15 protein-coding genes are annotated in these 21,411 nt (G+C 38.6%); 8 read left to right on the top strand and 7 right to left on the bottom strand.

Annotation, left to right across the window (positions count from 1 at the left end; all coding sequences use genetic code 11):
* Positions 1–41 precede the first annotated feature (41 nt).
* From purL to truA, 3 genes are all read left to right on the top strand, one after another.
* On the top strand, positions 42–2,276 hold the full coding sequence (purL, locus tag BM179_RS09060) for a phosphoribosylformylglycinamidine synthase subunit PurL (RefSeq protein WP_092015573.1): 2,235 nt from the start codon (positions 42–44) through the stop codon (positions 2,274–2,276).
* 230 nt (positions 2,277–2,506) lie between these two features.
* Positions 2,507–3,559 carry a sensor histidine kinase gene (locus BM179_RS09055; RefSeq protein ID WP_092015571.1) on the top strand — a complete coding sequence of 351 codons (1,053 nt, stop codon included), beginning with the start codon at positions 2,507–2,509 and terminating at the stop codon, positions 3,557–3,559.
* A gap of 234 nt (positions 3,560–3,793) precedes the next feature.
* On the top strand, positions 3,794–4,540 hold the full coding sequence (truA, locus tag BM179_RS09050) for a tRNA pseudouridine(38-40) synthase TruA (protein ID WP_092015568.1): 747 nt from the start codon (positions 3,794–3,796) through the stop codon (positions 4,538–4,540).
* Positions 4,541–4,771: 231 nt separating this feature from the next.
* Here the strand turns inward: truA and radA are convergent, their stop codons facing one another.
* Positions 4,772–6,148: a DNA repair protein RadA gene (gene radA / locus BM179_RS09040; protein ID WP_092015562.1), complete on the bottom strand. Its 1,377-nt coding sequence runs from the start codon at positions 6,146–6,148 to the stop codon at positions 4,772–4,774.
* A gap of 184 nt (positions 6,149–6,332) precedes the next feature.
* Between radA and BM179_RS09035 the strand changes: the two genes are divergently transcribed.
* Complete coding sequence (locus BM179_RS09035) at positions 6,333–7,022, top strand: porin family protein (protein ID WP_092015559.1); 690 nt, start codon at positions 6,333–6,335, stop codon at positions 7,020–7,022.
* 77 nt (positions 7,023–7,099) lie between these two features.
* On the opposite strand, the gene BM179_RS09030 is transcribed toward BM179_RS09035, so the two are convergent.
* Complete coding sequence (locus tag BM179_RS09030) at positions 7,100–7,534, bottom strand: LytR/AlgR family response regulator transcription factor (protein WP_092015556.1); 435 nt, start codon at positions 7,532–7,534, stop codon at positions 7,100–7,102.
* Positions 7,535–7,822: 288 nt separating this feature from the next.
* Here BM179_RS09030 and pheS point away from each other — a divergent pair, with 288 nt between their 5' ends.
* From pheS to BM179_RS09015, 3 genes are all read left to right on the top strand, one after another.
* Positions 7,823–8,860 carry a phenylalanine--tRNA ligase subunit alpha gene (gene pheS / locus BM179_RS09025; protein ID WP_092015553.1) on the top strand — a complete coding sequence of 346 codons (1,038 nt, stop codon included), beginning with the start codon at positions 7,823–7,825 and terminating at the stop codon, positions 8,858–8,860.
* 302 nt (positions 8,861–9,162) lie between these two features.
* A complete protein-coding gene (locus BM179_RS09020; RefSeq protein WP_092015550.1) occupies positions 9,163–12,135 on the top strand; it encodes a protein O-mannosyl-transferase family in 2,973 nt (990 codons plus the stop codon).
* 260 nt (positions 12,136–12,395) lie between these two features.
* Positions 12,396–15,368: a glycosyltransferase family 117 protein gene (locus tag BM179_RS09015; RefSeq protein ID WP_092015547.1), complete on the top strand. Its 2,973-nt coding sequence runs from the start codon at positions 12,396–12,398 to the stop codon at positions 15,366–15,368.
* A gap of 95 nt (positions 15,369–15,463) precedes the next feature.
* Here the strand turns inward: BM179_RS09015 and dnaJ are convergent, their stop codons facing one another.
* Both dnaJ and BM179_RS09005 read right to left on the bottom strand, forming a co-directional pair.
* Positions 15,464–16,621 (bottom strand): molecular chaperone DnaJ, encoded by a 1,158-nt coding sequence (gene dnaJ, locus BM179_RS09010; protein ID WP_092015544.1) that lies wholly within the window; start codon positions 16,619–16,621, stop codon positions 15,464–15,466.
* A gap of 156 nt (positions 16,622–16,777) precedes the next feature.
* Positions 16,778–17,314: a nucleotide exchange factor GrpE gene (locus BM179_RS09005; RefSeq protein ID WP_092015541.1), complete on the bottom strand. Its 537-nt coding sequence runs from the start codon at positions 17,312–17,314 to the stop codon at positions 16,778–16,780.
* 144 nt (positions 17,315–17,458) lie between these two features.
* On the opposite strand from BM179_RS09005, the gene queG reads away from it, so the two are divergent.
* The gene (gene queG / locus BM179_RS09000; RefSeq protein WP_092015538.1) at positions 17,459–18,391 is read left to right on the top strand and encodes a tRNA epoxyqueuosine(34) reductase QueG; all 933 of its coding nucleotides are present in this window, start codon (positions 17,459–17,461) and stop codon (positions 18,389–18,391) included.
* A 97-nt stretch (positions 18,392–18,488) separates the two neighbouring features.
* Here the strand turns inward: queG and BM179_RS08995 are convergent, their stop codons facing one another.
* From BM179_RS08995 to BM179_RS08980, 3 genes are all read right to left on the bottom strand, one after another.
* Positions 18,489–19,517, bottom strand: coding sequence for a GntR family transcriptional regulator (locus BM179_RS08995; protein ID WP_092015535.1), 1,029 nt, complete (start codon positions 19,515–19,517; stop codon positions 18,489–18,491).
* Between the two features lie 632 nt (positions 19,518–20,149).
* On the bottom strand, positions 20,150–20,728 hold the full coding sequence (locus BM179_RS08985; protein ID WP_092015529.1) for an N-acetylmuramidase family protein: 579 nt from the start codon (positions 20,726–20,728) through the stop codon (positions 20,150–20,152).
* Between the two features lie 25 nt (positions 20,729–20,753).
* Positions 20,754–21,374, bottom strand: a complete 621-nt coding sequence (locus BM179_RS08980) for a hypothetical protein (protein ID WP_143095187.1) — start codon at positions 21,372–21,374, stop codon at positions 20,754–20,756.
* Positions 21,375–21,411: the final 37 nt, after the last annotated feature.

The following is a 21,411-nucleotide window of genomic DNA, read 5'->3' as shown; positions in this document are numbered from 1 at the left end:
CATTGATAATTGTTCGTTGTTAACTGAATAACCGAAAAATAGTGGAACATCAAGAAACCCTACCGACCGTAGAAACGGCTAAGAAATTAGGTCTTTTACCCGAGGAATTCGAACGCATTCAAGAAATTTTAGGTCGAGTACCAAACTTTACAGAATTATCTATTTTTTCTGTAATGTGGTCAGAACATTGTTCTTACAAGAACTCAATTGTTTGGTTAAAGAAACTGCCGAAAGATTCTCCGAGAATGCTGGCTAAAGCTGGTGAAGAAAATGCCGGAGTAGTAGATTTAGGAGATGGCCTTGGCTGTGCTTTTAAAATCGAATCACATAATCACCCATCTGCTTTAGAACCTTATCAGGGTGCTGCAACTGGCGTAGGAGGAATCAACCGTGATATTTTTACCATGGGAGCCCGTCCGATTGCACAGCTTAATTCACTTCGTTTTGGAAATCTTAACCTTGCCAAGACCAAATGGCTGGTGAAAGGTGTGGTAAAAGGAATCGGGGATTATGGTAACGCTTTTGGTATCCCGACTGTAGGAGGGGAAGTTCAGTTTGATGACTGCTATAATGTAAACCCCTTGGTGAATGCCTTTTCTGCCGGGATTCTGAAGAAAGGTAAAATGGCTTCAGCTATTTCATATGGTGTAGGAAACCCTGTATTTATTGTAGGATCTGCTACCGGAAAAGATGGTATCGGAGGTGCGAGTTTTGCTTCTGAAGATATTTCAGAAAAATCAAGTGAAAAACTACCGGCAGTACAGGTTGGTGATCCTTTTCAGGAAAAACTTCTTTTAGAAGCTACACTTGAAATTATTGATTCAGGTTGTGTAATTGGTATTCAGGATATGGGTGCGGCAGGAATTATCTGCTCAACGTCTGAAATGTCTGCCAAGGGAGAACACGGAATGGATATTGATTTATCCAAAGTGCCGACCCGCCAGCCGAACATGAAACCTTTTGAGATCTTATTGTCTGAGTCTCAGGAGCGTATGTTGATCGTTGTAGAAAAAGGCAAAGAAGATATTGCTAAAAAGATATTTGATAAGTGGGATTTGAATTGTGAGCAGATTGGAGTTGTTACTGATACCAAACGTCTTAATTTCTATCAGGACGGTGTTTTAGTAGCTGATGTACCTGCTGAAGACCTTGTGTTGGGTGGCGGCGCTCCGGTTTATCAGAGAGAATACCGTGAACCTGCTTATTATCAGGAATATAAGAAATTTAAGATTGAAAGTATAGCTGATTTATCCGGAACAGATGAAATTCGTAAAGTTGCAGAACATTTGCTTTCTCACCCGAATGTCTGCTCTAAAAAATGGGTAGCTGAGCAATATGATTCAACCATTGGCCGTGCGAACCGTAATACAAATTCGCCTTCTGATGCAGCTGTTGTGAAAGTTCACGGTTCAGAGAAATCGATCGTTATTACAGTTGACTGTAATTCCAGATATGTTAATGCTGATCCGGAAGAAGGTTGTGCAATTGCTGTAGCAGAAGCATCAAGAAATATCATTTGTTCAGGTGGTGAGCCTGTAGCAATTACGAACTGTCTGAACTTCGGAAACCCATATGTTCCTGAAGTGTACTGGCAGTTTGTAGGAGCTATTAAAGGAATGAAAAAGTCCTGTGAGACTTTCGGAACGCCTGTAACAGGTGGAAACGTAAGTTTTTATAACCAGTCGTCAGATGAAGGTCCGGTATTCCCGACACCAACGATTGGTATGTTAGGTATTCTGGACAATCCTGAAAACCGTATGACGCTTGATTTTAAAGCGGCCGGTGATTTGATTTATTTAGTCGGAGCTTCTAAAAATGATGTAAATTCTTCAGAGTATCTTTATTCTTACAGAGGAATCAAGGCATCCGGACATCCGGCTTTTGATCTTGCTGAAGAAAAATCTCTTCAGGATGCTGTGAGCAAATTAATCAGTTCAAAATTGATTGCTTCAGCTCATGACGTGTCTGACGGTGGTTTGTTCATTACTCTTGCTGAATCTGCAATGCCTGGACAATTTGGTTTTGCGATCAATACTGATGCGGCTTTCCGTAAAGATGCTTTCTTATTCGGAGAAGCACAGAGCCGTGTATTGGTTTCAGTAAAAGCTGATAAACTGGCTGAATTTGAGAAAGCTCTTCAGACGGATGGTGTGCGATATTCAGCGTTAGGTACAGTAACCAGCGATCCGAACTATGTGATTGACTCAGAGGTAATTGTAGCTGCTAAATCAGCCAAAGAAGTTTACGATAATACGTTAGAAGGATATTTGGTTTAAGAATCAGACTTAGCTGCCTGATTGTATCAGATATTATTTATTTCATAAATTTCATAAACACCTGCATTCAATGTAAAGTTGAGTGCAGGTGTTTGTTTTTTTAGCAGATGTAACTTACTTTTACATTTAGAGCAATTTACAGGAGTGAGAGCTTTTGACCGTAAATGATAAAAAAAAGAAATAAGTGTCCCCTCTTTAAAAAAGCTAATAATTATTGCTAGAAATTATACATGAAAAAAGAGGAGAAAGTTTATTGGATTCTGCATACTTTGTGGTGGATGTTTTTTCAGATTTACATCACTTTTCCTTCCTACAAAATCCCTGTAGGAGGAAGTCTGGCCGTTTCTGCTTTTCTGATTTCTCACTTCGGGACTTTCTTTCTGTTATCCCATTTTTACAGGATAATTTATAAAAGACTTAATCCCCAGGAGAAATCGCTGAAGGTTACTATTATTGCGCCGATAATAGGAATAATCATACTGGGCAGTATTTTCTATTTCATCAATGCATATGGATTCCCTGTTCGGAACCCTGACGGAGAGCCATTCAACATTATGGAATATAATCAGTTTGAATACTATTTTGAATGTCTGTATCATATTTGTCCATGGTTTTTCCTTTTCCATCTTTATCAATATGCGCGGATATCATTTCAGAAAGATGAACAACTGCTGGAAGCATCCTCTTTACTTCAGAAAACTGAACTGATGAATCTGAAAAGTGAACTGAACCCTCACTTTTTGTTTAATGCCTTAAATGGTATCAAATCGCTGATGCTTACAGACATTGATACTTCCAGAAATGCAATTACTCAATTGTCTGATTTATTGAGAGTTTCTTTGAAAATCAGTAATTTATCTGATATTAAACTGGAGGTAGAAATAAAATTGGTGCAGGATTACCTGAGTATTGAAAAAATCAGATTTGAAAACCGTCTTGTTGTAAATTATGATGTTCCTCCGGAACTGTATCAGTGTGATGTTGTACCCATGACGATTCAATTACTGGTGGAAAATGCAGTAAAACATGGCATCGGACAATCGAAATCGGGAGGTGAGATCCTGATTTCTGCCAAAAATGAAGATGATTCACTCATTTTAAAAGTAGCAAACACCGGGAAACTCATTCAGGAAAACAGAACACTGTCAACTTCTTCCGGAATCGGGATGAAAAACCTGGAAAAACGCCTGAAATTAAGATTCGGAGAGAAAATCAGTCTGAAAATTTCGGAATCAGGAAACTGGGTAAGTGCGGAAGTAAGTTTTCCTTATTCTCAATATTAAATTAAAATAAGAAAGCTACCGGAAAATCTGGTAGCTTTGCATAAGCTTCTTGCTATTAATTTGATCACTATCCTTAGCAGATTAGTTTTCAAAAGCAAAGGTACGATTTAGCCCAACCCAAAGCGGAGAAGTAAAGCCAATGACGTTAATTGGTATGTAAACAGCGTTTTTTGGACTGTGAGGATGTTTTGAAGAATTATATAAGCAGGATTACTTCTTGCTTTCAGTGTATTTATGGCAGAGTTAACATTCAGATATTTTATCGAGTTTGCGTATTTGGGTACCAATTACAGCGGCTGGCAAATTCAACCACATAATCTTACTGTCCAGGAACGCCTGGAAAAAGCCTTTTCAACCCTGCTGAAACAGAAAATAGAAATTACAGGAAGCAGTCGTACCGATTCCGGTGTGCATGCACAGCAGCAGTTTGCTCATTTTGATGTTGATTTCGAAATTACAGATACTTCTCAGCTTGTTTACCGATTGAATAAAATGCTGCCTGCGGATGTGGCGATCAGGAAAATATTCAGGGTAAGTACAGATTACCATTCCCGCTTTGAGGCAAGTTCAAGACGTTATGAATACAGAATTGCCCGCCGGAAGGATCCTTTTCAATCAGCATATTCTTATCATTTTGAGGCGGTACTGGATGTTAAGCAAATGAACGAATGTTGTGAAATTTTACTGAAACATATCGATTTTGAATGTTTCAGTAAAGTTCATACACAGGTCTTTACCTTCAACTGCAACATTTTGGAAGCATTTTGGGAAGAGCAGGAACATTTATTGATTTTTCATATCAAAGCCAATCGCTTTTTAAGAGGAATGGTAAGGGCGATAGTCGGAACTTTACTGGAAGTGGGACTGGGCCGTATGAACGCTGGAGAGTTTGAAGCAGTAATTCTTTCCAAAAACAGGCAAAAAGCCGGAAGGGCCGTGCCTGCTCATGGATTATTTCTGATGGAAGTAAATTATGTTTAATTGGCTTTCAGCTTTCAGCCTTCGGCAGTCAGCATTAGTTTTTTATTTGTGTTCAATTGATTTTCAAATAATTGAATCTGAATGGGCTTTCCTTGAAAATCATTCCATTGGTTCAGGCTTTCGGCAGTCAGCATTAGTTTTTTATTTGTGTTCAATTGATTGATTTTCAAATAATTGAATCTGAAAGTTGACATTGAAGCCGACTGCCGATAGCTGACAGCCAAATTAGAATTATTTTCGTAAAATCCGGATAAAAACTTCCTCCAGCTTAGTGGCGGTTTTGATATTGATTTTATAGTTCTCCTGGCTGAGTCCTTTGGCGTTGTATTTTGAAATCCAGATTTCTTTGAAACCCAGTTTTTCAGCTTCTGAAATACGTTGTTCAATGCGATTAACAGCTCTGATTTCTCCTCCCAGACCAACTTCCGCAGCAAAGCAGACAGAGCTTGGGATACTGATGTCTTCATAAGAAGAAACAATTGAGGCACATACAGCAAGGTCAATGGCCGGATCCTCAACTTTCAAACCGCCGGCAATATTTAAGAATACATCCTGATTTCCCAATCTGAATCCACCTCTTTTCTCCAGTACTGCAAGCAGCATATTGAGTCTTTTGGCATCAAATCCTGTAGAACTTCGTTGAGGTGTACCATAAGTGGCAATGCTGACGAGTGATTGTATCTCAATCAGCAATGGCCGGTTTCCCTCAAGCATTGCCCCGATAGTAATACCGGAAAAATCCTCATCTCTCTGGGAAATCAGGATTTCTGAAGGGTTGGATACTTCTCTCAATCCGGATCCGAGCATTTCATAAATCCCCAGTTCCGAAGTACTTCCGAAACGGTTTTTTGTGGTACGAAGTATTCTGTAAGCCAGATGGCGGTCTCCTTCAAATTGTAAAACGGTGTCGACCATGTGTTCCAGAACCTTAGGTCCGGCCAGGTTTCCGTCTTTGGTAATATGGCCAATCATGAAAACCGGTGTTGCAGATTCTTTGGCATATTTCATTAATTCGGCAGTACATTCCTTGACTTGTGAAATGCTTCCTGCTCCGGATTCTATAAAAGCTGAATGGAGTGTCTGGATTGAATCAATGATAAGAATATCGGGTTCAAATTGTTCGATTTGTTTGAAAATATTCTGCGTAGAAGTCTCTGTAAGGATAAAACAGTTTGAGCTATTTACTTCCAGACGCTCTGCTCTCATTTTAATCTGCTGCTCGGATTCTTCTCCTGACACATAAAGCACTCTGTGATTAGAGAGCGTAAGTGCAATCTGGAGCATAAGGGTTGACTTTCCGATACCCGGTTCACCACCAATCAGTACCAGAGAGCCGCGGACTATGCCACCTCCCAAAACTCTGTTGAGTTCTTCATCTGCAGTAATAACCCTTGGTTGCTCTTCGTAATTTATTTCCTGAATCTGACGAGGTTTTGAAGCGATTTTAAGAGAGGTACCTGGTCGCCATGAGCCCTTTTCCGGGTCCTCTTTCTGAAGTACTTCCTCAACAAAAGTATTCCATTCACCGCATGAAGGGCAGCGGCCAAGCCATTTAGGTGACTGGTAACCACAATTTTGACAAAAATAAGAAGTTTTGGTTTTAGCCATAATAGTAATAAAATAAGAATGCAGTCTCAGAAAAAGTCATGAAAGCTTAAACACCGCTTACGAAGTTATACGAAAATAATGAGTTAATGGATACAACTGAACGGGAATCTCTCGTTATCTTGACGCAGTGTAATCTTGATTTGCATTGTTTTAACTTATGAAAAAGCTTAATAAACACATAAAGATGAAAAAAGTAATTTTAACACTTGCCTTGATGAGTTTTGTATTTTTCAAGGTAAATGCCCAGAGTTTCTTTAGTTTTGGTATTAAAGGAGGGGTAAACCTTGCCAAATTAAAAACCGGAAACTTTCTGGCAGTTCGTTTGGATGGAAACGGTAAACCTGTTGAATATAACGGAACAACCCTGAAAGATAATATTCAGGAAAGTCTGGACTCCAGAACGGGGTATGTCGGTGGTGTTTATGCCAGATTCGGAAGAAAGTTTTTTATCCAGCCTGAATTACTTTTTTCTGCAAAAGGAGGCAGCCTGAATATATTAAAAGGCGGACAGAATGCCGGTAGTGAAACGATTCAGATTGAGTATACCAACTTCGATGTACCGCTTTTACTTGGATACAGAATAGGTTTATTGCATTTAAATGCCGGGCCGGTGGCTTCATTTAACGTCAGTTCGAATCAGAAACTGAGTGATGCCCTTGATAATTATACCAAAGACGGCGTGGTAAATGCTTTTAAAAAGGCGTCTTATGGATATCAGGTTGGCGGAGGACTGGATATTGGAAGTTTTACCCTTGATGTTCGTTATGAAGGCACATTTTCTGACGTAGCTTCAGCGGATATTCAAAGCAGTAATGCAAGTTTTAGCCAGAAATCAAATTTATGGCAATTAACTTTAGGCATAAAATTATTCTAAAATGCTCTGCAAATAAAAACAGCTTCCCGAAAGATTCAGGGAGCTGTTTGCTATTCACCTAACCACTAAAATAGTTTCTATAAAACCCAATCAAAGTGTTGTCTGCCAGAGAGATATGCAGTAGCTTTTCTTTGAAATGCAACTTTCTTTCTTCTTGAAATATCAACCTTCTGTCCGGTTTTCATCACAACAAAGTACTCGTGTTTTACTTCAAAGCTTTGTAAATAATTCAGATTTATGAGGTAAGACTTATGTATTCTAACAAAAGGGTGTAGGGTTAAAATGGCTTCAAAGTCCTTTAAGGTTTTCGATAGTAAGATTTTTTTTCCGTTGGTCAGATAAATAAAGGTATAATTGCTTTCGCCCTGTAACATAACGATGTCATCAATATTAATGTACTTCGTTTTTTTGTTTATATAGATCGAAAGCGGCTTTGCCTGAGCGTAATTACCATTACCTGGCATGATTCCTGGTATAATGGTACTCTGTGGAAAGGTTGTTAAAGTATTCATGGATTTAAATGGATTAAGTTAGAGTTAATTTGTTGTTTTTAACGATACAAACTTCTCCCTTTTTCCAAGGTTTTTTTAGCGTAGATTTACCGAATTTGTCAAATGGGGTATTTCTACGTAGTGACAAAACAAGTATATTATCGTGCAATTAATTAGAAAGAAACCTTGTGTCAAGGCAACTCAGTCAATGAATTTTCTTATTTTTGCATGAATACAGAAAATTCAGCACTTTAGTTTAAGGTTTCAATGGCTGAAAGCCTTTGAAATAAAATACAGATACTCAGATTCATGGTTGATAAAATAAAGGAAATACAACAGCAGATTGCTGATTTTCAGATTGATAATAAGGAACAATTAGAACAGTTCCGAATTGCGTATGTAGGTCGTAAAGGTGTAGTTGCCGATCTTTTTGAAGGATTGAAAAATGTACCGCAGGAGGATCGCCGTGCAGTAGGCCAGGAACTTAATACGCTTAAAAACTTTGCACAGCATAAATTTGATGAATTTCAGGTGATAATGGAAGCAGCAGGTGATAAATCTGTCGCTTTCGAATTTGACCTGACGTTACCAAATATTCCGTTTGAAAACGGGACTATTCATCCTCTGACTTCTGTAAAAGCCAGAATTATTGAGATTTTTGAGAAAATGGGTTTTAATGTTTCAGATGGTCCGGAAATTGAATCGGATTTCTACAACTTTACGGCCTTGAATTTCCCGGAAAATCACCCTGCCCGTGAAATGCAGGATACTTTCTTTATTGAGAAAAAAGGGGGAAATGTTGCAGACGATATTTTGCTGAGAACTCATACTTCCAATGTTCAGATTCGTCTGATGCAAAACCAAAAACCTCCTTTGCGCTCAATTATGCCCGGAAGAGTTTACAGAAATGAAGCAATTTCAGCAAGAGCACACTGTCTTTTTCACCAGGTAGAAGGTTTATATATAGATAAAAATGTAGGATTTAAGGACCTTAAAGATACACTTTATCACTTTGCCAAAGAAATGTTCGGGAAAGATACCAAAGTCCGTTACCGTCCTTCTTATTTTCCATTTACCGAACCAAGTGCCGAAATTGATGTTACCTGTTTGATTTGTAAAGGAAAAGGATGTAACGTATGTAAATATACAGGCTGGGTTGAAATTGCCGGTTCAGGAATGGTAGATCCGAATGTACTTGAACAATGTGGCATTGATTCCAAAGAATATACAGGTTTTGCTTTCGGTATGGGGATTGAAAGAATTACGATGCTGAAATACCAGATTAAAGATTTAAGACTTTTCACAGAGAATGATGTTCGTTTCCTGCGACAGTTTGAAGGTGTTTAAAATATCAATTGCCCTTCCTTTTGGGGAAGGGCTTTTTTTTGCAAAATAGAATCCTTAGTATCAATACAATTCATTTTTAACACATTTTAACAGATATTGCCGTGCGAAGCCAAGGGTTTTTAGTATTTTTGGACAGCTTTTGTGCAATAACCTATTAAAAAATATTGAATCAGGAAGTATTAAAAACTTCTTTATTCCCTAAAAATTGTAAAAACTGCTGATTGGTCTGCCATATTCTGATAGACTGAGATTGTACAAAAAGTATTTATTAAGTTAAAATTTTCTTCAAAAAACACGTTCAAATGAACAATTTTAAAAAGATTAACAACCTTTTGGGTTGGGTTGTTTTTGTAATTGCCCTCATTACCTATGCCGCAACTGTAGAGCGGACAGCCTCATTCTGGGATTGCGGTGAATTTATTGCCTGTGCTTATAAATTACAGGTTCCACACCCTCCGGGGGCACCCTTGTTTTTATTAATAGGTCGTTTATTTTCGCTTTTGGCAGGTTCAGATAAAACTCAGGTTGCCTATTGGGTAAATATGTCATCAGTAGTGGCGAGTGCCTTTACGATTTTGTTCATGTTCTGGACGATTGTTCTGATCGGGAGAAAAGTAATCAATAAGAAATTTGAGGAGTTGACGCAGGGAGAAGCAATTTCTTTGTTGGGAGCAGGTCTTGTCGGCTCATTGGCTTATACTTTTTCAGATACTTTTTGGTTTTCGGCCGTAGAGGCAGAAGTATATGCGATGTCATCATTCTTTACGGCTTTGGTCGTATGGGCAGCCTTCAAATGGGAATTGATAGAAGATGAGGCAGCAGCGAATCGCTGGTTGATTTTTACTGCTTATATTGTAGGTCTTTCAATCGGAGTCCACCTTTTGAACCTTGTTACAGTTCCTGCTTTAGCTTTATTGTATTACTTCAGGAAATATCCGAAACCAACTTATCTGGGTGGGTTTGCTTCGATTTTTGTAGGTTTATTGATTCTTGGCATTATCAATTCAGGGATTATTCCAGGTTTGCCAAGTATGGCGTTCACATTTGAGAAATTGTTTGTGAATACCTTCGGTTTGCCTTATGGCTCAGGCGCTTTGTTCTTTGTGGTATTATTGATTGGTCTGCTGGTTTTTGGTATTTTATATTCCATCAGAAAACAGAAAGTTATACTGAATGTCTCTTTATTGTCATTGGTATTTGTGCTGATTGGTTATTTGAGTTATACCCTGGCATTGGTTCGTTCAAACTATAACCCTCCGATCAATGAGAATGATCCGAGTAATATCCTTAATTATGTAAAATATCTGAAACGTGAACAATATGGCGATCGCTCATTGTTGTTCGGTCCGGTTTATACAGCTCAGATTGAGTCAGTAGAGCAGGGTGATGATGTTTACAAAATGAAGGATGGTAAATATGTGGTGTATGACCATAAGCCAAAATATGTTTACCAAAAGGATCAGCAAATGCTTTTCCCACGTCTTTACAGTAATTCTCCGGCACATATTCAGCTATATCAGGATATGCTTGGAATCCCTCCTGGGCAAAAGCCGAGCTTTAATGATAACCTGAAATTCTTGTTTACTCATCAGATGGGACATATGTATATGCGCTATCTGTTATGGAATTTTGGAGGAAGAGAAAGTGATATTCAGGATGCCTGGGCAATTTCTCCATTCCAGGATAAGAGTAAATTGCCGGAATTATTAGCACATAACAAGGCCAGAAATAATTATTTCTACCTGCCTTTAATTTTGGGGATTTTAGGATTTGTACTCCTTTACCGTAAAAATGAAAAAGATTTTCTGGTAATGATTATCATGTTCGTGTTAACAGGTCTTGCATTGGTAGTATTCCTGAATTCACCTCCGACTGAACCACGTGAACGTGATTATATTTATGTAGGATCTTTCTATTTCTTCGCGATCTGGATTGGTCTGGGAGTTATTCAATTAGCCGAATTATTAGGTAAATTCCTGCCAAACGCTTCTACCCGTGCAGGTATTGCAACCGCTGTTTGTATGGTAATTCCGGTAATTCTGGTACAACAAAACTGGGATGACCATGACCGTAACCACCGTTACCATCAGGTAGATTTTGCGAAAAACCTCTTAAATTCCTGTGCCAAAGATGCGGTTCTTTTTACCGGAGGAGATAATGATACGTTCCCGTTGTGGTATGTTCAGGAAGTGGAAGGTTTCAGAACGGACGTAAGGGTTTGTAACCTTTCGCTGTTGGGAACAGACTGGTACATCGACCAGATGAAACGCAAGACTTATGAGTCTGATCCTCTACCGATTAAACTGGATAAAGATAAATTCCTTGAAGGAGTTAATGACCAGGTGATTTTCTATGAAAACCCGAATGTTAAAAACGGCATTAATCTTGAGGAATATATGAAATTGATTCGTGAAGATAACCCTGCCATTAAAGTGCCTTTGCAAAACGGGGAGATGATTAATACCTTACCATCCTCTACATTATTTGTGCCGACTAATGCTGCAGCTGTAAAAAAACAGGGTTTTATTCCTAAGGATCTTGAGCCACTGCTTACAGATACCTTAAGCTGGAATATTGGTAACAAAGACCTTGTAAAGAATGATTTGATTCAGTTGGAAATTATTGCAAATAATGCTTCAGAAAACTGGAAACGCCCTATTTACTTTGCTACAACACTAGGCAGTGAAAGTTATTTAGGCTTGAAGGAATATATGCAACTGGAAGGTTATGCCTTCAGATTGATGCCTTTCAAAATTCCGGGAGCGAAAGATGGTTTTGTGAACTCAGATATTATGTATAACAACATGATGAATCATATGTTCTGGAGAGACCTTGATAATCCTAAAACATATTATCATACAGATTTCTACCTTCAGGTTCCGGTAGTATCTGCCCGTTTGAGTTTCCTTCGCCTGGCTGATCAATTGATTCGTGAGGGCAAAAAAGATAAAGCCATAGCTTGTTTGAATTACTGTCTGAAAGTAATGCCTGATGCAACAATTCCTTACGACCAGTTATCGGCAAATTACGTTGGTTTATATGCTTCGGCAGGAGATACGAAGAAAGCTCTTCAGATTGCAGATGTAATGATGAACCGGAATGATAAAGCACTTGACTATTACTTTTCAAACAATTCACGTAATAATGAACGTGATATCCAAACCGCTTTATATGAAATGCAGATTATTGTGAATCAGCTGAAAGATACCAAAGTTCCGGAAGCTGCTAAATATGAAGCAATGTTCAATAAGCAGATGCAAAGAGCAAACGGATAGTTTGTATCCCTAAGGTTGAATAAAAATCTTGCAAAAGCCTCTCTTCAAATCGAAGAGAGGCTTTTGCGTTTATTGCATTTTTTTAATAATTTTTAACATTTTGATTTAACATCTTTTAACAGAATTCATGGCATTTTCGGAATGCCTTTTGGGTAGTTTTGCTAGCGTAATTGATTGGTTAACAGGATTGTCCGGCTTGTGTCGGGCAACATGAAATCTATTGCCTTTTTATCAATTCTTATCCTGAACATAACATACTGATGAGCAATTTTACTAAACTTAATAACTATCTGGGCTGGGGCGTTTTTGCGATAGCTTTTGTTACTTATGCCCTGACGATGGAGCGGACAGCTTCATTCTGGGATTGCGGTGAATTTATTGCCTGTGCTTATAAATTACAGGTTCCACACCCTCCGGGGGCACCCTTGTTTTTATTAATAGGTCGTTTATTTTCACTTTTGGCAGGTTCAGATAAAACTCAGGTTGCCTATTGGGTAAATATGTCATCAGTAGTGGCGAGTGCCTTTACGATTTTGTTCATGTTCTGGACGATTGTTCTGATCGGGAGAAAAGTAATCAATAAGAAATTTGAGGAGTTGACGCAGGGAGAAGCAATTTCTTTGTTGGGGGCAGGTCTTGTCGGTTCATTGGCTTATACATTTTCGGATACTTTTTGGTTTTCGGCCGTAGAAGCAGAAGTATATGCGATGTCTTCATTCTTTACAGCTTTAGTAGTATGGGCAGCTTTCAAATGGGAATTGATAGAAGATGAGGCAGCAGCGAATCGCTGGTTGATTTTCATAGCCTATATAGTGGGGCTTTCAATCGGAGTTCATTTGCTTAACCTGGTAACGATTCCGGCTTTAACTTTGCTCTATTATTTCAAAAAATCCCCTAAACCTACGTACTTAAAAGGGCTTACTGCTATTCTGATTGGCTTATTGGTTATCGGGATTATTAATGTGGGCATTATCCCGGGTTTGCCCACTATAGCTTTCACATTTGAGAAACTGTTTGTGAATACTTTCGGTTTACCTTATGGTTCAGGTGCAGTATTTTTTGTGATACTGCTGGTAAGTCTGCTGGTTTTTGGTATCCGGCTTTCTGTCAGAAAACAGAAAGTGGCTCTCAATGTAGCATTGCTGTCCCTGGTATTTGTGCTGATTGGCTATTTTAGTTATACATTGGCATTGGTTCGTTCGAACTATAACCCACCGATTAATGAAAATAATCCGAGTAATCTGCTCAATTTTATCAAATACCTGAAACGGGAGCAATATGGCTATAACAACGCTTTGTTATATGGTCCGGTGTATTCTTCCCAGATTGAAGCATTTGAGCAGGGAGACGAGGTTTATACCATGAAAAACGGAAAGTATGTGGTATATGATCACAGACCGAAATATATCTACCCTAAGGATCAGAAAATGCTATTTCCCCGGATGCAAAGATATTTGCCCGGTGATACGAAGTTTTATCAGGAAGCAATGGGGATTCCACAGGGACAAAATCCGACTTTTGCAGATAATTTAAAATACTTTTTGGGTCATCAGGTTGGTATGATGTATATGCGCTATCTGTTCTGGAATTTCATGGGGCGTGAAAGCGATATTCAGGATGCTCCGGCACTTTCTCCTTTTCAGTATAATGGCAAATTGCCTGAAGCGCTGGCAAATAATAAAGCCAGAAACAATTACTATTGCCTTCCTTTATTGCTAGGTATTTTAGGTTTTATCTTATTATTCCGTAAAAACCGGAAAGACCTGCTTGTTATTCTGCTGATGTTTATCATGACTGGCTTAGCCTTAGTCGTTTTTCTCAATGTGCCCCCTACGCAACCCCGTGAGAGAGACTATATTTATGTCGGATCTTTCTACTTTTTTGCTATTTGGATTGGTCTGGGGGTGATTCAATTGAGTGAAATTCTGGCAAAATTTAAGTTAAATGCTAACCTGAAAACCAGTATCGCTACTGCTTTTTCGTTAGTTATTCCTCTTATTTTATTACAGCAGAACTGGGACGATCATAACCGGAATCATCGTTATCAGCAGGTTGATTTTGCGAAAAATATTCTGGATTCATGTGCTAAGGATGCGATTCTTTTTACTGCGGGAGATAATGATACTTTCCCGCTGTGGTACGCACAGGAAGTGGAAGGTTTCAGAACAGATGTGAGAATCTGTGTGCTGACCTATTTAGGCACAGACTGGGATATAGAGCAAAAGAGACGGAAGGTATATGATTCTGATGCTTTACCTATAAAAATTGATAAGGATAAATTACTGGAAGGGATCAACGATCAGATTCTGTATTACGAAAATCCGAATGTGAAAAACGGCATTAATCTCAGTGAATATCTGAAATTGGTTCGTGAGGATAATCCTGCAATTAAAGTACAATTACAAACCGGAGAGATGATAAATACGTTGCCTTCTTCTAACTTGTTTCTGCCAGTAAATGTAGCAGCTGTTAAAAAACAGGGTTTTATTCCTAAGCAATTGGAACCGCTTTTGACGGACACAATTAGCTGGGATTTCGGAAAAAGAGATCTTCTGAAAAATGACTTGATCCAACTTGAGATTATTGCCAATAATGCCGCAGATAACTGGAAAAGACCAATTTATTTTTCCAGTACACTTGCTGCGGAGAGTTTTCTGGGATTGAAGGAGTTTATGCAGGAGGAGGGTTTTGCTTACAGATTAATGCCGTTTAAAATTCAGGGTGCTGTGGACGGCTTTGTGAATACTGATATTATGTATAAAAATATGATGACGAAAATGTCATGGAGAGAATTAAATAATCCTCAGGTATATTATCAGAGTGATTTTTACCAGATGCCATTTATTATAAGCAGGCTGGCATTTTTACGTCTGGCCGATCAGTTGGTTCGGGAAGGGAAGAAGAATGAAGCGAAGCTGGCCATGGATCGTTGTATGACAGTAATGCCGAATGATACTGTACCATACGATCAGCTTTCTGCAAGTTTTGTGGGTTTATATGCGTCAGTAGGGGAAACAAAGAAGGCTTTGGCTATTGCTGATGTAATGATGAACAGGAATGATAAAGCATTGGACTATTATTTAGAAGGAAAGCCTGACCGCAATGCCAGAGAGATACAATTGGCTCTATATGAAATGCAGATTATTACCAATCAATTGAAGGAAATGAAAGTACCCGGAGCTGCCAGATATGAAGCAATGTTTCAGAAACAGTTACAAAGGGTAAATAGTTAAGTAATTTCTTAACATTTCAAGACCGGATACTGGCGTGCATAAAAAAACTTCTGTTCTTTCGGACAGAAGTTTTTTTATAGAAATTAAACCAAAGGTTAATTAAAGAAATCTTTCATTTTTTCGAAGAATCCTTTTTCCGATTTCCCGGGCTTGGGATGGAAGTTAGGAGCAGTTCTGAATTTCTCCAGAATTTCTGTTTCTTCTCTGGTCAATGTCTTAGGAGTCCAGATATTTACATGAATCAGCTGATCTCCTGTACCATAACCATTCAATTCCTTGATACCTTTTCCTTTTAAGCGTAATATTTTACCGCTTTGTGTACCGGGTTCTAAGGTAATTCTTGCTTTTCCACCGATGGTTGGCACTTCTACAGAAGTTCCCAGGGCAGCATCCGCAAAGTTTACATAAAGGTCGTAAACAACATTATTTCCGTCACGATGTAAAACTTCATGTGCTTCTTCTTCAATAACAATCAATAAATCTCCGGCAACACCACCTCTTGGCGGAACATTTCCTTTGCCATTCATTGACAATTGCATACCTTCTGCTACTCCGGCCGGAATTTTGATAGGAATGATTTCCTCTTCCAGCACACGTCCTTCTCCGTAACAGACATCACAACGCGTACTTACAATTTTACCTTCACCATTACAGGTCGGGCAAGTAGAAGTAGAAACCATTTGTCCAAGCATCGTCTGCTGAACACGTCTGACCTGGCCGCTGCCATTACAGGTACCGCAGGTTTTTAATTCTGTACCATTTTTGGCACCATTTCCGCTACAGGCCTTACAGGTAACATGACGCTTAACTTTGATCTTTTTCTCAACACCGTTAGCTATTTCCTCCAGATCAAGTTTTAATTTGATTCTCAGATCGGAGCCACGTCTGGCACGACGTGAACTTCCGCCTCCGCCACCGCTGAAAAAGCTGCCGAAAGGACTACCGTCACCGAAAATATCTCCGAACTGGCTGAAGATATCGTCCATGTTCATATTCCCGCCATTGAAACCGCCGCTTGCTGCACCACCCATTCCCGCATGTCCGTAACGATCGTATTGTGCTTTTTTCTGAGCATTGGATAAAACCTCATACGCTTCTGCGGCCTCTTTGAATTTCTCTTCAGCCGAAGGGTCATTTGGATTTTTATCCGGATGGTATTTAATAGCCATCTTACGATAAGCCTTCTTTATCTCATCTTCTGAAGCATTTTTATCAACTCCCAATACTTCGTAGTAATCTCTTTTCTGTGCCATCTTTTTAGCGAATAGTGAACAGTGAATCGTGGATAGTCGGAACTAAACACTAGCCTCTTTCACTAAATTTCCTTAATATTTTCAGTGTTAATCATCAGGAAACAAAATGATTTTACCTGGTTTTACAATTATCAGTCGAAAGGATTTTTCAGAATCCTAGCTTGCCACAACGACTTTAGCGAAACGGATAACTTTATCGTTTAGCAAATAGCCTTTTTCAATAACATCGAAAACTTTACCTTTATCTTCTTCCGTCGGAGCAGGGAACTGGGTAATGGCTTCGTGCAATTCAGCATCAAAAATTTCCCCTTTGGCTTCCATTGCTTTCAGGCCTTTACTGGTAAGTGTTGCCAGTAATTTATTGAAAATTAACTGGATCCCTTCTGATATTTCTCCTTCTGCAGCATTAGACAATGCTCTTTCATAATCATCAATAACCGGCAGCATGTCAGTAATTACACCGGCAGAAGCAGATTGAATCATATCAATTTTCTCTTTTGCGGTGCGTTTACGGAAATTATCAAAATCTGAATATAGACGTAAATACTTGTCTTTAAGTTCGTAAACTTCAGCCTGAAGTTTTTCTGCCTCAGTTTTTTCTTCTACTGCGGGTTCAACCACTTCTTCTGTCTGATTGGCAGTGTCTTGGATAATTTCTTGTTCTTCTACCTGTAGTTCCTCTTTATTTTCCATGTTTAGTCTGTATTTCTCGTAATATTTAATATGCCATATCTATGTTCAAAACATTTGCCAAACCTTTAACTCTGACAAGATGGCACGTTTTGGATTTACAAAAATACGGCTTTATCTTTAAATTTTCTAAATAAAAAGTGTCGAATGACAGCCCTTCATAAGCAAAATAATACCAGATTAATCAAGCAGAAAGCACAGGAACTGGGCTTCTTGTTTTGTGGTATTTCTCAGGCTGAGTTTTTGGAGGACGAAGCCCCTCTTCTTGAAAAATGGTTGAAAAACAATATGCAGGGACAGATGGCTTATATGGAAAATCATTTCGATAAACGCCTTGATCCGAGGTTACTTGTAGAGGATGCTAAGTCGGTAGTGTCATTGCTTTATAATTATTTTCCGGAAAAAAGACTGCCTGAAGATGGTTCAACGCTTAAAATTTCAAAATATGCTTACGGGGTTGATTATCATTTTGTTATAAAGGAAAAGCTGAAAGAATTACTGAATTTCATAAGAGAGGAAATCGGAGAAGTAGGAGGGAGAGCCTTTGTGGATTCGGCTCCTGTACTGGAAAAGGCATGGGCCAAACGCTCAGGGCTGGGCTGGCAGGGAAAACATAGTAATTTACTGAACCGGCAGGCCGGAAGCTTTTTTTTCATAGCAGAGCTGATTATAGACCTTGACCTTGAACATGACGGCCCGGTAAAAGATTATTGCGGAACCTGTACCAGATGTATTGATGCCTGCCCGACCGACGCTATAGTTGAGCCTTACGTAGTAGATGGCTCTAAATGTATCAGTTATTTTACCATAGAACTGAAAGAGGCTATTCCAGCAGAAATGAAAGGGAAGTTTGAAGATTGGGCTTTCGGCTGTGATATTTGCCAGGATGTTTGCCCCTGGAATCGTTTTTCCAAACCACATAACGAACCACAGTTTGAATTTCACCCTGATCTGGCTTTATATACCAGGAAAGACTGGGATGAAATCACCGAAGATGTTTTTCAGGTTCTTTTCAGGAAATCTCCGGTAAAAAGGACCAGATTGTCCGGATTGAAACGAAATATCGAATTCCTGAAATAACCTCTTTTCCAACAAAAAAAGTGTCGAAGAAACACTCCGACACTTTTACAATATATCAAACCTATAAGATCTTTGAGAGGTAAGACTTTGTATATTTTTACAAAGAATTTCTTAGAATCATGCTCATTGGCATATGAACCTGCTGACGTTTGCCTTCAGTAATGAAACCTGCAGCTTTTTTACCGATTTGCTCGGGCTGAGCAGACATTACAGTAATGCCACCAGCAAGGATTTCTTTATAACAGGAATCATTAAGGGAAATTAATCCGACTTCTTTACCAAGTTCAATGTTTTGTATCTGTGCTGATTTGATGGCTTCTACCAGGTCAGTATCTTCCATAGTCAGATAGGCATGTCCTTTTTCCACTGTTTCGCCTTCCAGACCATCCAGGATATGGAAATCAAAATTGTGGCTTTCACAGAAATTTCTGAAACCCGTAATCAGTTCTGAGTCGAAATATTCTTCTTCAGTAAGGACCAGATTCAAGGCTTTATATTTTCTGAAAATGTCAAGGTTTTCAACCATTAAACGATAGATTTCTTCTCCGGAATTACTAAGAATTGCCGAGTTGGTATTCTGAAGAGCAGGAAGAACCTGATCTAAAAGAATAAGACGTTCTCCTGAAATCTTTTTAAGACATTTCAGGTTTTCTTCGTTTTCATCAATCAGATGTGGCATGATTACATAATAATGGTAATTGCCAAGTTGAGAATTGATGATTTCTCTGAAATTTTCGCTTTTATAATTGTAAGTAAAGATATCAACCACTACTTCTTTTCCGGCTGATTGTACAAAAGCATTAAAAATAGCTTTGTTGCTTTCAGTGATTTTTCCTACTAAAAAGAAAACTTTGGTTTTCATTTTAGCAGGTTTGCCTGAAATAAAATACCCTTTACGGAAAATTGAAGTAATAACACCCATACGATGCAATTCAGCGTAAGCTCTCTCAACTGTATCGCGGGAAAGATAACATTCTTCGCTGGCTTCATTGATCGATGGAAGGCGCTCCCCTGTTTTCAAAACCCCCATTTCAATGTCAGCCAGAAGTGAATTAATCAACTGCTGATATTTTGGAGTTTTTGAATCAAGTTTGGTCTTGGCGAATTCAGAAAAAGTCTTCATCATTTTTGAGTTACGGAATTACTGTATGAATTGGTATTATTAGTATGTTAAAGCAGGACTTTTGTCAGCCCCGTAAATTTCAGATTTTGCAGACTACCTTAATATATGGCGGCCTTTTAATATTCGTCTTTTGGTTGATTTTGGGTAATTACGAACATTAGCCTGACAGATATTCTTTGGATATTTACTTAGCTGTATGCAAAAGAGCCTGAACTATCTGGTAGTTTTTACTCATTCGATTCGTAATACTTTTTCTTAGAAAAGATAAATATTATTGTGATGTAAATTTACTAGCTGTAGGGTATTGGGTGGTAGGACAGATTTTGCAAAGGATAGGACAAATCTTTCAAAACGATCTGAAAATGCAGTTTTTTTGAAAAATGCAGAAAGAAATGCAAGAATTTTCAATGAAGGGCAAAGAATTTTTGGAATAATGAGGAAATGGCAAAGGTTGTTTTGGTCAGGTGATTTTTACAAAAGAGTGATTAGGTGAAAGAGGATTTTGAGAGTGTTTTCTTTTGTGCAGGATAGCGATTGAATAAAAATTTCTCAAACACACCGGATTTGTAAAACAGGAGAAACTCCTCTGCATTTTCAGGAAAAGCAGATAGGTTCAATCCGACAAAAAACTTTTGCTAATGGCTGAATTTCTCATAGGCCGCTTTTAATTTACTGTCATATTTGTTTTTCAGATACTCCTTTCCATTATAAGAAAAGGCGAAACCTTTCCAGTCGTGGTTGGCCAGATTTACATTCAGATTAAGTGCTGTAATGAAATTAGAGAAGGCTTTGAGTTGTTCAAATTCATCTTTTTTCATGGCATCCACAAAAGCTTTTACATTACTAAAACCTGCGGGTTTAAAGTTGAATCCCATGATCTGGAAGGCTCCCCAGGAAGCTGAGGAGAGAGCGGCTTCTTCATCTATGGCAATCGCTTTATTTAACCGATCGTATTCTTTTACCCCTTTCAGGTATTTTTTCTGGTCTCTGACCGGGTAAAGGACCTCTTCATTTCCAGCCTGAACAGACTCCGGATTGATTCCTTTTTTCTTGAGCTGTTTCCAGAAAATATGACCTTCAAAAAGAATTTTTGGTCTTCCGTCCTGGAAAAAACCATTGCCTGCCGCTTCAACTTCGTTGACGGCTTTAATGGTTGCTACTTCAATGCCTGATTTATTGGCGACTTGCTGAAATTGTGCTTCTGTGATTGCCATATCTTTAGAAATTTAACTTTTGAATTCAGGGTTTTGTAATCGGGTTATCATTGCTTAAATGATTCTCTATATTTGAGAAATGCCCGGTTATTTTCTTGAAAATATTAGGCTCGTAAGCAGACATGAATGAAAATAAAGAAAGAATACCTGCCGTTCTGACATATTGTCCGGGTGTAGTTGAACCAAAAGGGTTGTCGATCGTCAGAAAAGTTCCGGAGATAAAAACGATGTAAATGACAAAACCGATTAATGTTCCGGAAAGTGTGGGAAAGGGTTCATCAGTTATCTGACTTTTTCGCCAGAGTTTTCTTCCCAGTCCTCCGATCAGGCCAGCCACCAGACTTAACATGCCAACATTGGTGGGTGTCCAGGTGAGCATAATGATAAAAATGTTTTTGAAAAAAGAGTCTTTTCCGGAAGATTTGGCAACCTGAACACTTGCTTTGGCAGAATCTGTTGTTTTTATACTCAGTTTTGTTTTGGATGAATCTTTCGCAGAAATTTTGCCTGTTGCAAGAGAATCAATGCCTGAGATATGATCACGAAAAGGCTTGGAATCAACTAATGTTCCAAGGCAAAAAAGCACAAACCAGAATATTACGGCCATAAAACCCGCGATACTGTTAAATAATACATGACTGGACATTGCTTTGCAGAGTTAGTGATTATTTATGACGGTATAT

Origin of the sequence: Pseudarcicella hirudinis, from assembly GCF_900115665.1 — a bacterium.
Taxonomy (GTDB): Bacteria; Bacteroidota; Bacteroidia; order Cytophagales; family Spirosomataceae; genus Pseudarcicella; species Pseudarcicella hirudinis.
This window is presented reverse-complemented; position numbering and strand designations above follow the sequence as displayed.

What these genes read in the sequence shown, in the direction of transcription:
- BM179_RS09055 (WP_092015571.1), top strand. Translation starts at nt 2,507, where the DNA reads ATGAAAAAAGAGGAGAAAGTTTATTGGATTCTGCATACTTTGTGGTGG.
- truA (WP_092015568.1), top strand. Translation starts at nt 3,794, where the DNA reads ATGGCAGAGTTAACATTCAGATATTTTATCGAGTTTGCGTATTTGGGT.
- radA (WP_092015562.1), bottom strand. Translation starts at nt 6,148, where the DNA reads ATGGCTAAAACCAAAACTTCTTATTTTTGTCAAAATTGTGGTTACCAG.
- BM179_RS09035 (WP_092015559.1), top strand. Translation starts at nt 6,333, where the DNA reads ATGAAAAAAGTAATTTTAACACTTGCCTTGATGAGTTTTGTATTTTTC.
- BM179_RS09030 (WP_092015556.1), bottom strand. Translation starts at nt 7,534, where the DNA reads ATGAATACTTTAACAACCTTTCCACAGAGTACCATTATACCAGGAATC.
- pheS (WP_092015553.1), top strand. Translation starts at nt 7,823, where the DNA reads ATGGTTGATAAAATAAAGGAAATACAACAGCAGATTGCTGATTTTCAG.
- BM179_RS09020 (WP_092015550.1), top strand. Translation starts at nt 9,163, where the DNA reads ATGAACAATTTTAAAAAGATTAACAACCTTTTGGGTTGGGTTGTTTTT.
- BM179_RS09015 (WP_092015547.1), top strand. Translation starts at nt 12,396, where the DNA reads ATGAGCAATTTTACTAAACTTAATAACTATCTGGGCTGGGGCGTTTTT.
- dnaJ (WP_092015544.1), bottom strand. Translation starts at nt 16,621, where the DNA reads ATGGCACAGAAAAGAGATTACTACGAAGTATTGGGAGTTGATAAAAAT.
- BM179_RS09005 (WP_092015541.1), bottom strand. Translation starts at nt 17,314, where the DNA reads ATGGAAAATAAAGAGGAACTACAGGTAGAAGAACAAGAAATTATCCAA.
- queG (WP_092015538.1), top strand. Translation starts at nt 17,459, where the DNA reads ATGACAGCCCTTCATAAGCAAAATAATACCAGATTAATCAAGCAGAAA.
- BM179_RS08995 (WP_092015535.1), bottom strand. Translation starts at nt 19,517, where the DNA reads ATGATGAAGACTTTTTCTGAATTCGCCAAGACCAAACTTGATTCAAAA.
- BM179_RS08985 (WP_092015529.1), bottom strand. Translation starts at nt 20,728, where the DNA reads ATGGCAATCACAGAAGCACAATTTCAGCAAGTCGCCAATAAATCAGGC.
- BM179_RS08980 (WP_143095187.1), bottom strand. Translation starts at nt 21,374, where the DNA reads ATGTCCAGTCATGTATTATTTAACAGTATCGCGGGTTTTATGGCCGTA.